The sequence below is a fragment of the Promicromonospora kroppenstedtii genome, assembly GCF_044389675.1.
Classification (GTDB): Bacteria; Actinomycetota; Actinomycetes; order Actinomycetales; family Cellulomonadaceae; genus Promicromonospora; species Promicromonospora kroppenstedtii.
The window spans coordinates 333,606-348,546 of sequence record NZ_JBIRYI010000002.1 but is presented as its reverse complement, the minus strand read 5'-3'; the positions used below and the strand labels follow the sequence as shown (position 1 = coordinate 348,546).

At 72.1% G+C, this 14,941-nt stretch carries 12 protein-coding genes; 8 read left to right on the top strand and 4 right to left on the bottom strand.

The features are described from left to right. Window positions 1-101 precede the first annotated feature (101 nt). From ACH47X_RS05350 to ACH47X_RS05330, 5 genes are all read left to right on the top strand, one after another. Entirely contained in the window at window positions 102-1,250 is a 1,149-nt protein-coding gene (locus tag ACH47X_RS05350) for an SPFH domain-containing protein (RefSeq protein ID WP_121381814.1), read from the top strand. A gap of 139 nt (window positions 1,251-1,389) precedes the next feature. Next, entirely contained in the window at window positions 1,390-2,223 is an 834-nt protein-coding gene (locus ACH47X_RS05345) for a TetR/AcrR family transcriptional regulator (RefSeq protein WP_397402122.1), read from the top strand. Continuing rightward, the gene (locus ACH47X_RS05340; RefSeq protein WP_397402120.1) at window positions 2,223-4,001 is read left to right on the top strand and encodes an ABC transporter ATP-binding protein; all 1,779 of its coding nucleotides are present in this window, start codon (window positions 2,223-2,225) and stop codon (window positions 3,999-4,001) included. Before ACH47X_RS05345 ends, ACH47X_RS05340 begins: the two co-directional genes overlap by 1 nt. Window positions 4,002-4,087: 86 nt before the next feature. After that, entirely contained in the window at window positions 4,088-6,016 is a 1,929-nt protein-coding gene (locus ACH47X_RS05335) for an ABC transporter ATP-binding protein (RefSeq protein WP_397402258.1), read from the top strand. Window positions 6,017-6,180: 164 nt separating this feature from the next. Next, window positions 6,181-7,458: an endo-1,4-beta-xylanase gene (locus ACH47X_RS05330; RefSeq protein WP_397402118.1), complete on the top strand. Its 1,278-nt coding sequence runs from the start codon at window positions 6,181-6,183 to the stop codon at window positions 7,456-7,458. A 21-nt stretch (window positions 7,459-7,479) separates the two neighbouring features. On the opposite strand, the gene ACH47X_RS05325 is transcribed toward ACH47X_RS05330, so the two are convergent. Next, window positions 7,480-8,250, bottom strand: a complete 771-nt coding sequence (locus ACH47X_RS05325) for an SDR family oxidoreductase (protein WP_397402116.1) — start codon at window positions 8,248-8,250, stop codon at window positions 7,480-7,482. 101 nt (window positions 8,251-8,351) lie between these two features. Between ACH47X_RS05325 and ACH47X_RS05320 the strand changes: the two genes are divergently transcribed. Then, window positions 8,352-9,185: a helix-turn-helix transcriptional regulator gene (locus tag ACH47X_RS05320; protein ID WP_397402114.1), complete on the top strand. Its 834-nt coding sequence runs from the start codon at window positions 8,352-8,354 to the stop codon at window positions 9,183-9,185. A 16-nt stretch (window positions 9,186-9,201) separates the two neighbouring features. Then, a complete protein-coding gene (locus tag ACH47X_RS05315; protein ID WP_397402112.1) occupies window positions 9,202-9,603 on the top strand; it encodes a YchJ family protein in 402 nt (133 codons plus the stop codon). Window positions 9,604-9,632: 29 nt separating this feature from the next. Here the strand turns inward: ACH47X_RS05315 and ACH47X_RS05310 are convergent, their stop codons facing one another. The 3 genes from ACH47X_RS05310 to ACH47X_RS05300 form a co-directional block, all read right to left on the bottom strand. Further along, the gene (locus ACH47X_RS05310) at window positions 9,633-11,420 is read right to left on the bottom strand and encodes an HNH endonuclease (protein WP_397402256.1); all 1,788 of its coding nucleotides are present in this window, start codon (window positions 11,418-11,420) and stop codon (window positions 9,633-9,635) included. 588 nt (window positions 11,421-12,008) lie between these two features. Then, window positions 12,009-12,620, bottom strand: a complete 612-nt coding sequence (locus ACH47X_RS05305) for a response regulator transcription factor (protein ID WP_142034378.1) — start codon at window positions 12,618-12,620, stop codon at window positions 12,009-12,011. Next, window positions 12,617-13,819 carry a sensor histidine kinase gene (locus ACH47X_RS05300; protein ID WP_397402109.1) on the bottom strand — a complete coding sequence of 401 codons (1,203 nt, stop codon included), beginning with the start codon at window positions 13,817-13,819 and terminating at the stop codon, window positions 12,617-12,619. Before ACH47X_RS05300 ends, ACH47X_RS05305 begins: the two co-directional genes overlap by 4 nt. A 183-nt stretch (window positions 13,820-14,002) precedes the next feature. Between ACH47X_RS05300 and ACH47X_RS05295 the strand changes: the two genes are divergently transcribed. Continuing rightward, a complete protein-coding gene (locus tag ACH47X_RS05295; protein ID WP_397402107.1) occupies window positions 14,003-14,926 on the top strand; it encodes a hypothetical protein in 924 nt (307 codons plus the stop codon). Window positions 14,927-14,941: the final 15 nt, after the last annotated feature.

Below are 14,941 nucleotides of genomic sequence, written 5' to 3'. Positions count from 1 at the left end.
CCCTTTTTGTGTTGTCCCAGACAGTTCAGTCAGAAGCGTTTCGTGCGCAGCAGAAGCGTCAAAACCGCCTGCGGGCCAAGGTGCCCGCGTAAGGAGAACTCGTGGAGTCATTCGGGCAAGTCCTGCTCTATCTGATCATTGCCCTGGTCGTGATCGTCGGTATCGTCGCGGTGATCCGCGCCGTGCGGATCGTTCCTCAGTCGGTGGCGCTCGTGGTCGAGCGCCTGGGTCGGTACTCCAAGACGCTCGACCCGGGCCTGCACGTGCTGGTGCCGTTCGTGGACCGCGTCCGCGCCGGTGTGGACCTGCGCGAGCAGGTCGTCTCGTTCCCGCCCCAGCCCGTGATCACCAGCGACAACCTGGTGGTCGAGATCGACACCGTCATCTACTTCCAGGTGACGGACGCCAAGTCCGCGGTCTACGAGATCGCGAACTACATCACCGCCATCGAGCAGCTCACCGTCACCACGCTGCGTAACGTGATCGGCTCGATGGACCTCGAGCAGACGCTGACCAGCCGTGACCAGATCAACGGCCAGCTGCGTGGCGTGCTCGACGAGGCGACCGGTCGCTGGGGTATCCGAGTCAACCGCGTCGAGCTCAAGTCGATCGACCCGCCGCCGTCGGTGCAGGGCTCCATGGAGCAGCAGATGCGCGCCGAGCGTGACCGGCGTGCCGCGATCCTCACCGCGGAGGGTGTCAAGCAGTCCGCCATCCTCACGGCCGAGGGTCAGAAGCAGTCCGAGATCCTGAAGGCCGAGGGTGACGCCCAGGCGCAGATCCTGCGCGCCGAGGGTGAGTCCCGCGCCATCCTCCAGGTCTTCGAGGCCATCCACCGCGGTGACGCCGACCCGAAGCTGCTGGCCTACCAGTACCTGCAGACGCTGCCGCAGATCGCGAACGGCACCTCGAACACCACCTGGGTCATCCCCACGGAGTTCACCGCCGCGCTGGGCAACATCGCCTCCGGATTCGGCGGCGGCGCCGGCCCGGCCGTCCCCCCGCCCCCGCCGGGCGAGGGCCCGACCGGCCCGCGTGGCCCGATCGACTCCGTGCTCGACGAGCCCCTGCTGCCCGACCCCGCCGAGGCCCTCGCCGAGGCGCAGCGGCAGGCCGAGGCAGCCACGGCCGACGCGACGAGCGCCGGCACGCGGTCGGGCGACCCGTTCGACACCGAGTCCGAGCGCGGCCAGCGCCCGGGCGGTGCGACGCCGCCCCCGCCGGTGCCGCCGGCACCGCCGGCCGGCTGAGGTAGAACCGAGGACCAGGGGGCGCCAGCACCCTGGCACGAGTGGGGCCGAGACACCGCATGGTGTCTCGGCCCCACTGCTGTCTGCTGCCGGCATAAGAAGTTGCGGAGTGAGTGCTCACTCATTTACTGTTCCCGGCATGGACAACGTACGGCCGCGCGCCTCCCGCATGACCCCGGAGGACCGCAAGGCGGCGATCGTCGACGCGGTGCTCCCGCTGGTCGCGGAGCGCGGCCACGACGTCACCTCCCGCGAGCTGGCGCAGACCGCCGGCGTCGCGGAGGGCACGCTCTTCCGGGCGTTCGGCGACAAGACGGCGCTCGTGGGCGCTGTCGCCGTCGAGGGCCTGGCGCGAGCGGGCCGGCCCGAGGAGACCCTCGCGGAGCTCACCGCCATCGACTCCGCGCTGCCGCTCGAGCGGCGCCTGGAGCTCGTGATCGAGCTGGGCCGCCACCGGGTGGCCGAGGTCATGCGCTGGATGACGGTCCTGCGCCGCATGGCGCCCCCGCCCGGCGCGCCGGGGCTGCCCATCGTCCCGCCCGCGCCGCCGGGCCCGCCAGGTCCCCGCGCCGTACCGCCGGAGCCGCCGGGCCGGCCCGGCGTCGTGCCCGGTACGCCCGCCGACCACCACGAGCGCATGCTCGCCTACCGCAAGACGCTGCTGGACCAGCGTGCCCAGCAGCATGCGGCTACGGTCGAGGGGATCACCGCCGTCCTCGCGCCGGACGCGCACCGGCTGCGGGTCCCCGTCGAGGTGGCGATCTCACTGGTCGAGTCGGCGATCGCCGGCGCGCACGTGCGGATCGACCACCTGCAGCCCGCGGTGTCGGCCGACGTCCTGGCCGACGCCCTCGTCAACGGTCTCGCCGGTCCCGCGAAAAAGCCTGGCTCCGACGCCGCCGAAGGTGCAGCCTCCACCGCGGGACCCGGCGCGCCAGGTTCTCCAACCCCCAGCCCTGAAGGGAACTCCTGATGCTTGTCGCTCTTGCCCGGAAATATCTGGGCCCGTACCGCTGGGCGGTGGTCGCGGTGCTGGTCCTCCAGCTGGTGCAGACGCTCGCGGCCCTGTATCTGCCCAGCCTGAACGCCGACATCATCGACAACGGCGTGGTGCCCGGTGACATCGGGTACATCTGGAGCACCGGCGGGTGGATGCTCGTCGTCTCGCTGGGCCAGGTCGTCGCGTCGGTCATCGCCGTCTACTTCGGCGCGCAGGTCGCCACGGCCTTCGGCCGTGACCTGCGGCGGGACGTCTTCCACTCGGTCCAGACCTACTCCGCGCGCGAGATGGCGCGGTTCGGGGCGCCGACGCTGATCACGCGCAGCACGAACGACGTCCAGCAGGTGCAGATGACCGTGCTGATGACGTTCACCATCATGGTGATGGCACCGATCATGCTGATCGGCGGCGTCATCCTGGCGCTGTCGGAGGACGTGTCGATGTCGGGCCTGCTGCTCGTCATCGTGCCGGTGCTGGCCGCCACCGCGGGCGTCATCGTGTGGCGCATGGTGCCGCACTTCCGCCGCATGCAGAAGCGCATCGACGCCATCAACTCCGTGCTGCGCGAGCAGATCACGGGCCTGCGCGTGGTCCGGGCGTTCGTGCGCGAGCGTCGCGAGACCGAGCGCTTCGGCGTGGTCAACGAGGAGCTGTTCGACACCTCGCTGCGCGCCGGCCGCCTGATGGCGCTCACGTTCCCGGTGGTCATGCTGATCATGAACCTGTCGTCCGTGGCCGTGCTGTGGTTCGGCGCCCACGAGATCGAGGCCGGCGAGATGGAGATCGGCTCCCTGACCGCGTTCCTGAGCTACATCATGTACATCCTCATGGCCGTGATGATGTCCACGATGATCTTCATGATGATCCCGCGCGCCGCCGTCGCGGCGGAGCGCATCGGGGAGGTCCTGGACACCGAGTCGTCCGTCGTCGACCCCGAGTCGCCGGTCGCCCTGCCGGGCTCGCTCGCCGACCAGGACGGCTCGCCCGACGGCGCCCTGGCGGGCCCGAGCGGTCGCGTCACGTTCGAGGACGTCGAGTTCCGCTACCCCGGCGCCGAGGAGCCGGTGCTGCACGAGCTGTCGTTCGAGGCCGTGCCGGGCCAGATCACCGCGATCATCGGCTCGACCGGTTCGGGCAAGTCGACGCTGCTGAACCTGGTGCCGCGCCTGTTCGACGCCACCGGCGGCACCGTCCGGGTGGACGGTGTCGACGTCCGGGACCTGCTGCAGCGCGACCTCGGCTCCCTCATGGGGCTGGTGCCGCAGAAGGCGTTCCTGTTCTCCGGGACCGTCGCGGACAACCTGCGGTACGGCAAGTCCGACGCCACCGAGGAGGACATGTGGGCGGCGCTGGAGGTGGCGCAGGCGCGCGACTTCATCGAGGCGCTGCCGGACGGCCTGGAGTCGGAGGTGGCGCAGGGCGGCTCGACGTTCTCGGGCGGCCAGCGTCAGCGGCTCGCCATCGCGCGCGCCGTGATCCGCAAGCCCCGCATCTACCTGTTCGACGACAGCTTCTCCGCCCTGGACTACGCGACCGACGCGCGCCTGCGGGCGGCCCTGCGGCCGCAGACCCGCGACGCGACGGTGATCGTCGTCGCGCAGCGCGTGGCGACCATCCGTGACGCCGAGCAGATCCTGGTGCTCGACCACGGCCGCATCGTCGGCCGCGGCACGCACGCGCAGCTGCTGGCGGACAACCCGACGTACCAGGAGATCGTGACGTCCCAGATGAGCTTGGAGGAGGCGGCGTGAGCAACGAGGAGAAGCCTCAGGGCGAGAGCACGACGACGGCAGCGCCGCAGCGCGGTCCCGGGCGCGGTCCCGGCGGCGGCGGACCGATGGGCATGGGCATGGGCATGCCCGTGCAGAAGCCGATGGACTTCAAGGGTTCGCTGCGCCGGTTCGCCGGCATGCTGCGCCCCGAGCGCCTGAACGTCGTGGTGCTCATGGTGCTGGGCATCGCCTCGGTGGCGCTCACCGTGCTCGGGCCCAAGCTGCTCGGCAACGCGACGAACGTGATCTTCGCGGGCGTCGTAGGGGCGCAGCTGCCCTCGGGCGTGACCACGGAGCAGGCGGAGGCCGGGCTGCGTGCGGCGGGCCAGGACCAGATGGCGGACCTGCTGTCCGGCGTCGTGGGCGTCGTGCCGGGCCAGGGCATCGACTTCACGATGCTCATGCAGACCCTCGGCTGGGTGGTCGCGGCGTACGTCGGGGCTTTCCTGTTCGGGTGGCTGCAGGCGCGGATCACCGCCGGCGTCGTGCAGCGCACCATGCGGGACCTGCGCGACCAGGTGGAGGCGAAGCTGCACCGCATCCCGCTCTCCTACGTGGACGCCAAGCAGCGCGGCGAGATCCTGTCGCGCGTCACCAACGACATCGACAACGTGGCCCAGACCACCACGCAGACCCTCGCGCAGCTCGTGACCGCCGTCCTGACGGTGATCGGCGTGCTCGGCATGATGTTCTGGATCTCGCCGGTCCTCGCCCTGGTCGCGCTGGTGACCGTGCCGCTGTCAGTGATCCTGACGGCGCAGATCGCCAAGCGCAGCCAGCCGCAGTTCGTGGAGCAGTGGGCGGCCACGGGGCGCCTGAACGCGCACATCGAGGAGTCGTTCACCGGGCATGCGCTGGTGAAGGTGTACGGGCACCAGGAGTCCACGGCCAAGGCGTTCGCCGACGAGAACGGCGCGCTGTACTCGTCCAGCTTCAAGGCGCAGTTCATCTCCGGCACGATCCAGCCGGCGATGGGCTTCCTCGCGAACCTGAACTACGTGATCGTCGCCGTGATCGGCGGCCTGCGCGTCGCCTCGGGCACCCTGTCGCTGGGTGACGTGCAGGCGTTCATCCAGTACTCGCGCCAGTTCACGCAGCCGCTGACGCAGGTGGCCTCGATGATGAACCTGCTGCAGTCCGGCGTGGCCTCCGCGGAGCGGGTGTTCGACCTGCTGGACGCCCCGGAGCAGTCGCCGGACCCGGAGCGGTCGCAGAAGGTGGAGCCGGTGCGCGGCCGGGTCGCGTTCGAGGACGTCACGTTCTCCTACACGCCCGAGCGTCCGCTCATCACCGGGCTGAACCTGGTCGCGGAGCCGGGCCAGACCATCGCCATCGTGGGTCCCACGGGCGCCGGCAAGACCACGCTCGTCAACCTCCTCATGCGGTTCTACGAGGTGGACGGCGGCCGCATCACCCTGGACGGCGTGGACACCCGCGACATGTCGCGCGACGACCTGCGGTCCTCGGTCGGCATGGTGCTCCAGGACACCTGGCTGTTCAAGGGCACCATCGAGGAGAACCTCCGCTACGGCGTGCCCGACGGCGCCACCGTGAGCGAGGACGAGTTCCTCGCCGCGACGCGGGCCACCCACGTGGACCCGTTCGTGCGGACCCTGCCCGACGGCTACGACACCGTCGTGGACGAGGAGGGCTCGTCGGTCTCGGCGGGGGAGAAGCAGCTCCTCACGCTCGCCCGGGCGTTCCTGGCCGATCCGGCGATCCTCGTGCTCGACGAAGCGACGTCGTCCGTGGACACCCGCACCGAGGTGCTGGTCCAGGAGGCCATGAACCGGCTGCGCAAGGACCGGACGTCGTTCGTCATCGCGCACCGGCTGTCCACGATCCGCGACGCCGACGTGATCCTCGTGATGGAGCACGGCGACATCGTGGAGCAGGGCTCCCACGACGACCTGCTCGCCGCGAACGGTGCCTACGCCCGGCTGTACGCGAGCCAGTTCGCGGCCCCGGTGGTGGAGGAGCCGGCGGCGACGTGACCGGACGCCCGGCGTTTGCGTGGCGCGCCGGGGCGAACGTCAGTCGGCGGGGTGTGTTGCTCTGTGTGGACATGATCTACACAGAGCAACACACCCCGCCGTCGTAGGTTCTCCCTGCCGCGGGAGCGAGGCCCGGGCAGCCGGCACGCCGTTAGGGTCGGCGCGTGACCTCTCTCTTCGGGGCGCCCGGCGAAGGACGCACTCCCGACCCGAGCCTGGCGCACCGCCGCGCCGACGTCACGGCGACCCTCCGCGGACCGGACGGCGCGCCGCTCGCCGGCCACGACGTCGTCGTGCGGCAGACGCGGCACGCGTTCCTGTTCGGCTGCATCGGCTTCGACCTCATCGACCTCGCCAACGGCACGTCGCAGGACCCGGAGTACGACGGCCGCCTCGCCGACGCGTGGTTCGACGTCTTCAACCAGACCACGCTCCCGTTCTACTGGGGCACGTTCGAGCCCGAGCGCGGGGTGCCGCGGACGGAGCCGCTGCTCGGCGCGGCGCGCTGGTTCCGCGAACGGGGCGCCGTGGTCAAGGGGCACCCGCTCGTGTGGCACACGGTGCAGCCGGGCTGGCTCCTCGGGCTGCCCGAGGACGAGGTGGAGCGCCTGCAGCGGGAGCGCATCCGGCGCGACGTCGCGGCGTTCCGCGGCGTGATCGACACCTGGGACGCGATCAACGAGGTGGTGATCATGCCCGTGTTCACCGCGCAGGAGAACGCCATCACGCCCTTGGCACGGGTCAAGGGCCGCGTCGAGATGATCCGGATGGCGTTCGAGGAGGCCCGGGCCGAGAACCCGGGCGCGACGCTGCTGCTCAACGACTTCGACATGTCCACGGCGTACGAGTGCCTCATCGAGGCGGTGCTGGAGGCCGGGATCCGGGTCGACCGGCTCGGCCTGCAGAGCCACATGCACCAGGGCTACTGGGGCGAGGAGAAGACCCTCGCGATCCTGGACCGGTTCTCCCGGTACAACATCCCGATCCACTTCACGGAGACCACGCTGCTGTCGGGCGACGTGATGCCGAGCGACATCGAGGACCTCAACGAGTGGCAGGTCGAGTCGTGGCCGTCGACGCCGGAGGGCGAGGCGCGCCAGGCCGACGAGGTGGAGCGCCACTACCGGACGCTGCTGTCGCACCCGGGCGTCGAGGCGATGACGTACTGGGGGCTGTCCGACCGGGGCATGTGGCTGAATGCCCCGGGCGGACTGCTCCGGGCGGACGGTTCGCGCAAGCCCGCCTTCGACCGGCTGCGGGAGCTCGTCAAGGGCGAGTGGTGGCTGTCGCCCACGGCCCTGCGCACCGACGCCGAGGGCCGGGTGCGGTTCGGCGGCCTCCTCGGCGACTACCGCATCGAGGCGGCCGACGGCGGCGCCGCCGAGGTGACCCTGGACGTGCCGGGGACCGTGGACATGAGCGTGGTGCTCTCGGGGCGGTAGACCGCGGTGGTCGAGGCGTGCTCAGCTCGCGGGGGCCGCCGCGATCGGTTCCGCCGCGTTCAGGGCGTCGACCACCTGGTCGTAGTCGCCCCGGACCTCGCCGTAGCGCAGGAACTTGACCCGCTCGACCTGGATCTCGTGCGCGTCGGGCTGGGCCTGGAGGAGGCTCATGGTCTCGTCGGCGTACTCGTCCAGCGGCATGGCGTGCGGGTCCTCGTCGTGGCCCGGCATGAGCGCGGTCTGCACGGACGGCGGGACAAGCTCCGTCACGGACACGCTGGTGCCCGCGAACTGCAGCCGGATCGACTCCGAGAGCATGTGGATCGCGGCCTTGCTCGCGTTGTAGGTCGGAGTGACCCGCAGCGGGGCGTGGGCCAGGCCGGAGGACACGGTGAGGATCGTCGCGTCCGGCCGGGACTGCAGGTGCTCGGTGAACGCGGCGATCAGCCGGATCGGGCCGAGCACGTTGGTGGTCACGACCGCCTCGGCGTCCGCCAGGAAGCCCGGGGCGCGCCAGTTCTCAGCCCGCATGATCCCGGCCATCGGCACCAGCACGTTCACGTCGGGGAACCGCTCGATCACCTCGGCGGAGGCGGACCGGATCGAGCCGGCATCGTCCGTGTCGATGCGGACGGTGGCGAAGCCGTGCTCCGCGGCGATCTTCTTGAGGGCGTCGGTGCTGCGCCCGCCGACGATCACGGTGTTGCCCCTGGCCTGGAGCCGCAGCGCGAGAGCGAGGCCGATGCCACGGGTCCCACCGGGAATGAAGATGGTGTTGCCTGCTGTGTTCATGCCTCCACCGTGCGCCGCCCGGGCCGGCGGCGGGAGAGACCTGGTGAACCAGGGACCGCCGGTCCCTGGCTCACCCGGCGCGCGCGGCGCACGATGGGGGCATGAACCGCGCAGCCCTGGCCGACTTCCTCCGCCGACGCCGCGAGGCGCTGCGCCCGTCCGACGTCGGCCTCGTGCCCGGCCCTCGCCGTCGCGCGCCGGGGCTGCGCCGGGAGGAGGTCGCCGCCCTGACCGGGATGTCCGTGGACTACTACGCGCGCCTCGAGCAGCAGCGCGGGCCGCAGCCCTCGGAGCAGATGCTCGCCGCCCTGGCGCGGTCGCTGCGCCTGACCGTCGAGGAGCGCGACTACCTGTTCCGCCTCGCCGGACACGGCGTGCCGCGGCGCGCGCCCGTCGACTCCCACGTCGCGCCCGCGCTGCTGCGCGTGCTGGACCGGCTCGAGGACACCCCGGCGCTGATCCTCTCGGGCCTGGGCGAGACACTCGTGCAGAACCGCCTCGCGGAGGCGATCTTCGGCCCGGCACCCACCACGGGGCTGGCCCGCAGCTCCGCCTACCGGTGGTTCACCGACCCGGCCTCTCGGGCCGTGTACCCGCCCGAGGACCACGAGCGGCAGGCCCGCAGCCAGGTCGCGTCGCTGCGCGCGGCCCATGCGGCGGCATGCCCGGGATCGCCCGCCGACGAGGTGCTGCGCGCCCTGCTGCGGCAGAGCCCCGAGTTCGTACGGCTCTGGGAGCTGCACGAGGTGTCCCGCCGGTTCGAGGACCACAAGACGTTGGTGCACCCCGAGCTGGGCCGCATCGACGTGGACTGCCAGGCGCTGTTCACCGAGGACCAGTCCCAGGCCCTCCTCGTGCTGACCCCGGCCCCGAACAGCGAGGCCGAGGAGAAGATTCGCCTGCTCGCCGTGCTGGGGCACGAGACGTTCGCGTAGGTGCGAAGATCGCCTGGTGCACGACGACGACCGCTGCCCCTGCCTCTCCGGCGACACCTACGGCGCCTGCTGCGGGCGCTACCACTCCGGCGCCGCGACGGCCCCGACGGCCGAGGCCCTGATGCGCTCGCGCTACTCGGCGTTCGCCGTGGGCGACGACGCCTACCTGCTCGCGACCTGGGCTCCGCAGACCCGCCCGGACAGCGCCGGGGTCGGCGACGAGCAGTGGCGCCGCCTCGACATCCACCGCACGGAGCGCGGAGGGCCGTTCGACACCAGCGGCATCGTGGAGTTCACCGCCTTCTACCGGTACCCGGACACGGGGGTGCGGGGCAGCCTGCACGAGACCAGCCGCTTCGTTCGAACCGGAGGTCGCTGGTTCTACGTCGACGGCGACCGCGAGGCGAGCGACAGCTAGAGAGGGTTTCAAGGAGTCGTAGTGCGTGATCAGGCATCCAGGCGAGGTCGGGTCGGCGGGTTCGGCCGGATCCCCCGGTTGGCTGGGCGGCGCTGTGGTTGCTGGGCCGGGCGTGGTTGGCGGGGTGGTGGGCTCGGTCGGTAGGGGATCGCGCTGTGGGCGGGTGTGGTGTGGCAGCCGATGGAGTAGCGGCTGCGTGGGGTGCGGCCGGGTGCGGGGCCGGTTAGGCCGACCGCGGGGGTCCAGGTTGGGGTCGCGGCCCGGTCGCGGGTTGGCGTGGCGTTCGGAACGTGGTCGGGCCCGCCCGTCGCTGGCGCGAGAGCTGCCGTTGCGGGGTTCTCGGCCTGGTCGGGGTCGAGGGCCGGTCCCGATACTGGGGTTGCGGGCGCGTCACCGGGCGTCTCGGCATCTGCGACGGGTGCCGGACGGTCTGCCGACGCGTTGCCGAGCCCGTCAGTGCCCGTGATCGGTGCTACCTCACGCGCTGAGGCAGTGGCACGCACCGAGGGCGCGCCAGGAGCGGAGGACGCGTCACGCGCGGGTGCCGTGTCCCGGGTCCTGGCCGGTGTAGGTGGTGCGGGCACGACCGAGACATAGGTATGCCCTGTGGGGGTGATGGTCTCGACGGCGTGGAGTCCGTTGTGCTGGGTGACCTTCTGGCGCCAGCCCGGTGCTTGCTTCGCGTGGTTGCACCTCGCGCACAGGCCTTGCCCGTTGTCGAGGCTGGTTGGGCCGCCTTCCGCGTGCGGGGTGATGTGGTCGGTGTGCCGGATCGGCGCGTCACACCAGGTGGTGGCGCAGATGCCCTGTTCCCTGGCCCGCAACAGGCTCGCGAGACCGTGCGGGTGGAACCGGGACGTGGAGGTCGTGGCCAGGAGTCGTCCGTGGGGGTTGACGTAGATCGAGCGCAACCAGGCGGTGTCGGTGTCGATCGCGTGGGCTGCGAGATTGCGGGCGACCGGTGCCGGGACCACGCCCACACCCGCCGGGGTGCCCTCGACCACCACGGCGGGCTGATTGCTACCGGCCAGGAGGGTGTCGTCGGAGACCAGCAGGTTGATCGTGACCGGCACATCGTTCGCGTGACCCGGTTCGCGTCCGGTGGCGCGTTCGATGAGGGTGTCGGCCATGATCTGACCCACCCCACGCCCGTCACCCGTGGCCTTCGCCGTCTCGGCGTGGGTCTTGAGCTGGGCGTAGGCGTGCACTCCCTGGGCCATCGGCACCAGGGCTGTGAGGTAGACCATCAGATCCGGTGCCGGACGGATCGACACCCGCCGCTCTGAGACGGCCTTGGCGTTGCGGTTCACGCACGCGTGTACGTCGAGCTGGGCGGCGAGTTCCTTGATCCGGGCGACCAGCCGTCGGGTGCTCATCCGGGACAGCTCGGCTACGTGGGTGGGGCCGCAGATCTCCTCGTCGATCAGAGCCCGGTGCTCCAGGGACAGGTGGGAGGTCTCCCGCACCAGAAGGGTGGCCCGCCACTGGGACAGCACCCCGGTCTGCAACGCGGTGAACGTGTGGGGCATCTGGGTGACCCACACCCGAGACGTGCTGACGAACCCGGCCCCGGCGTGCGGGCTGACCCGCAGTGCCGCACCGATCTGGTTCGGCACGCCACGGCCACGCTGCTCGGCCCGGATGCTCTGCCGGGCCTCGTCGGCGCGGGTTGCCTCGTCCAGGGCGACTGTCAGCCGCGCCTGGGTCGCTGTGACCGCGTTCTTCACCGCCTCGAGTTCACCGAGCAGGTCCACCCACTGGGCCTGCACCACTCCGGGCACGCCGGCGGGAGTGTCAGTGGCACCCGGCAAGATCATCTCCGCCAGGACCCGCCGCACGGCCCGCACCGCTGCGACATCGACGGCCCCGCCAGTCGCGGCCGCACCGGACGTCGCGGCACGACTGGGCAGCACCGACCCATCAGGCAGTCCCGGCTCGTTCCCGGGCAGCACCGATCGAGCAGGCTCCCTGCCGGCTCGATCTGGTACCTCACCCGTTCGCGTCATACCATCAAGATATCGCACACCTGTACGCACCGCTCGCCGAATCGACCCGCTCTGCCCATAGCAAAATCCGCCTGCTCACCGTGTGGAAAACCTGGGAATCCGACGGTCAGCGACCAGAATCTGCTCGCCCATCTCGTCGATCACGCCAAACGCCCCTCCCGGGGACGGAAGCCTCAGGAACACCCGGAGAAGACCAGGCGACACGGCAGCGCGGGACGGGGCACCCGCAAGGTCGACCAGCGCAGAGCGGCGCATGACCGATCCGGACAGCCCGGTCCGCTCCGCCGCGCCACCCCCACCGTCCCGAGACTCCGAGCGATCGGGATCCCCGGACGACCGGTATGTCGGGAGGCCGAACCACAAGAGCCGCAGGACGTTCAACATGCGTCAGCTCCGGCCTTAGATCCAGCCCTCCTCCCACGCGCGGTGGGCGGCCGCGTGCCGGGTCGCGACACCGAGCTTCGCCATCGCGGAGGACAGGTAGTTGCGCACGGTGCCGGGCGCGAGATGCACCGCGGCCGCGATGTCGGAGACCTGCGCGCCGGACCGGGCCGCCCGCAGCACCTCCAGCTCGCGGTCGGTGAGCGGGCACTCGTTCTCCGTGAGCGCGGACGCCGCGATCTCGGGGTCCACGTACCGGTGCCCGACGGCGACGTCGCGCACGATCTGCGCGAGCCGCGCCGCGGGTGTCGACTTGGGCACGAACCCGCTCACCCCGGCCGCCAGCGCCCGGCGCAGGACGGCGGGGCGCGCGTGCCGCGTGACGATGATGACGCGCGGCGGCGTGCCGTCGGCGCCGGCCAGGATCTGCCCGGCCGCGTGCAGCCCGTCGGTGGGCGGCATCTCCAGGTCGAGCACGGCGACGTCGGGCCGGTGCCGCTCCGCGAGCCGCACTGCGTCGGTGGTGGTGGCGGCCTGCGCCACGACCGTCAGGTCGTCCTCGAGGTCGAGCAGGGCGGACAGCGCCCCGCGCAGCAGCTCCTCGTCGTCGGCCAGCAGCAGGCGGATCATCCGGTCACCGTAGCGGTCACGACGAACCGGTCGTCGTCGCTCACCCAGGACAACCGCCCGCCGACGGCGTCGAGCCGCTCGGCGAGCGACACCAGGCCCGTGCCGTCGGACGACGTCCTGCTCCCGTCCCCGTTCGTGGACCCCGACCTCGACCCGCCTGGCCGCGCACCGTCGTTGTCGATCACGAGGCGCGCCCCGCCGTCGTCGGGCAGCAGGACGATCGCCGCGCGCGTGGCCCGGCTGTGCCGCAGCACGTTGGTCGTGGCCTCGCGCACCACGAGGCCCAGCAGGCTCCGCGGCGCCTGCGGCAGGGACGCCGCGAGGTCGGCGTCGACGTCGGCCCGGACCGCCACGCCCGCCGCCGCCAGGACCCGGGACGCGTTGGCGATCTCCGCGTCGAGCGTGGTGCGCCGGTAGCCCTGCACCAGCGCCCGGGTCTCACGCAGGGCGTCCCCGGCGAGCTGCTGCACCTCGCGCATCTGCTCCGCGGCCCGGGCCGGCTCGACCTCCGCGAGCCGCGCGGCGAGCTCGCTCTTCAGGGCGATCACCTGGAGGTGGTGGCCCTGGATGTCGTGCAGGTCGGCGGCGAACCGCAGGCGCTCGTCCGCCACGGCGAGCTGCCCGGCCAGCCGCCGCGCGTCGTCCAGCCGGGCCGTCACCTGCCAGGCGCGGACCATGCCCAGCATGGCCGGGCCGAACGCGACGACCATCAGGGCCGGCATCCACACCGCGTGGGCCACGTTGGGCTCGCCCGTCGCCAGGGCCGTCACGAGGCCGACCAGGGGCAGCGCGACCAGGGCGGCGCCGAGGGACTGCCACGCCCGCCGGACGGGCAGGAACATGACCAGCACCGACACGGTCGCGGCCGGCGCGATGGACCAGATGCCGAAGTTCCCGGCCGCCAGCGGCACCACGCCCGCGACCACGGCCGCGCCGCCCGCCGTCACGAGCCAGCCGGCGGACGGCGCCTGGTCCCGCATGCGCCGCCCGAGCAGCGCGCCGCACGCCACGATCGTGGCGGCGGTGGCCACGCCGGTCAGGGCGCGCAGCCCGGCGGGTACGTCGGGGTCGAGCACCCAGTCGCCGACGGCGAAACCGAGCACGCACGCCACCGTGCCCGCCAGTCCCCACCAGACGTTGCGGCGGAAGCTCGCGAGTCCGCTGCCGCCGTCGTCCGCGACGGCCGGGCCGGTGCTCATGTCGCCATCCTGCCAGCGGCGCCGTCGGTCCGGGGCGTACCGCAGGAGCCCGATGACATCTGTCACACGACCTTGTGACAGGTGCCCGCGCAGGGGTGCGGTCTCGCACTACAGGCCGTCGTCGCCGTCGGACAGCGTGGAGAACAGCGCGGCGAGGAGCGCCGCACGGAAGGAGACGGAGCGATGACGCAGACGACGGCGCACACGGGCACGACGGCGGCGGGGCACGGTCACGGCCACGGGGACGGCACGGGGGACACCGCAGTGCGGACGGCGACCCACCACCATGCCACCCCGGTGACCAGGGCGCGGACGGTCGGCAGGTTCCTGGCGCACCTGGCCGAGATGGTGGTGGTGATGGTGCTCGGGATGCTGCTGCTGGGCCCGGCCTGGGACTGGGCGGGTGCCGCGCTCGGGGTCGAGGCGGCGCTGGGCCGGCCCGACGTCGGCGCCGTGGTGATGCTCCTGGACATGGTCGCCGCGATGACGGTGTGGATGCGCCTGCGGCGGCACTCGTGGCGGGCGATCTGGGAGATGAACGCGGCGATGGCCGTGCCCTTCGTGGTGCTGCTGACGCTGTTCCGGGCCGGGGCCGCCACCGCGGGTGACGTGATGCTCTGGGGCCACGTGCTGATGGTCCCGGCCATGGCGGCGGCGATGCTGCTGCGGCCGGCCGAGTACACGCAGCACGTCCACGGGTTCGACCTGGCGTGGCTGCGCCGCCGCTGGCCCGTGCTGCTCGGGCTGACGCTGCTGGCGGGCACGATCGCGGGCGGCGTGGGCGCCCTGCCGCCGTGGCTGATCCTGGCGGTCGCGCTGGTCTACCCGGTGGTGGGTCTCGTGCGCCGCAGCATCCGCGGCCGGCAGATGGTGCTGCTGCAGGCCGCGGGGCTCGCGGTCTTCGCGGGGGTCGCCGTGCTCGCCACGGCGCTGGCGGGGCAGGACACCGGGGCGTACGTGGTCGCGGTGGGCCTGGTGGGCCACGCCGTCTGGGACGCGTTCCACCACCGGGCCGGCGCCGTGGTGTGGCGCTGGTACGCCGAGACCTGCGTGGTCTTCGACGTGCTGCTGGCCGCGGCGGTGGTGGCGGTGGCGCTCGCCGCCTGAAGCCCGACGCCGCCC

Bases quoted from the DNA above. Each gene is read 5' to 3' on its own strand.
- ACH47X_RS05345 (WP_397402122.1), top strand. From the start codon at position 1,390: ATGGACAACGTACGGCCGCGCGCCTCCCGCATGACCCCGGAGGACCGC.
- ACH47X_RS05340 (WP_397402120.1), top strand. From the start codon at position 2,223: ATGCTTGTCGCTCTTGCCCGGAAATATCTGGGCCCGTACCGCTGGGCG.
- ACH47X_RS05335 (WP_397402258.1), top strand. From the start codon at position 4,088: ATGGGCATGGGCATGGGCATGCCCGTGCAGAAGCCGATGGACTTCAAG.
- ACH47X_RS05325 (WP_397402116.1), bottom strand. From the start codon at position 8,250: ATGAACACAGCAGGCAACACCATCTTCATTCCCGGTGGGACCCGTGGC.
- ACH47X_RS05320 (WP_397402114.1), top strand. From the start codon at position 8,352: ATGAACCGCGCAGCCCTGGCCGACTTCCTCCGCCGACGCCGCGAGGCG.
- ACH47X_RS05310 (WP_397402256.1), bottom strand. From the start codon at position 11,420: ATGATCTTGCCGGGTGCCACTGACACTCCCGCCGGCGTGCCCGGAGTG.
- ACH47X_RS05305 (WP_142034378.1), bottom strand. From the start codon at position 12,620: ATGATCCGCCTGCTGCTGGCCGACGACGAGGAGCTGCTGCGCGGGGCG.
- ACH47X_RS05300 (WP_397402109.1), bottom strand. From the start codon at position 13,819: ATGAGCACCGGCCCGGCCGTCGCGGACGACGGCGGCAGCGGACTCGCG.
- ACH47X_RS05295 (WP_397402107.1), top strand. From the start codon at position 14,003: ATGACGCAGACGACGGCGCACACGGGCACGACGGCGGCGGGGCACGGT.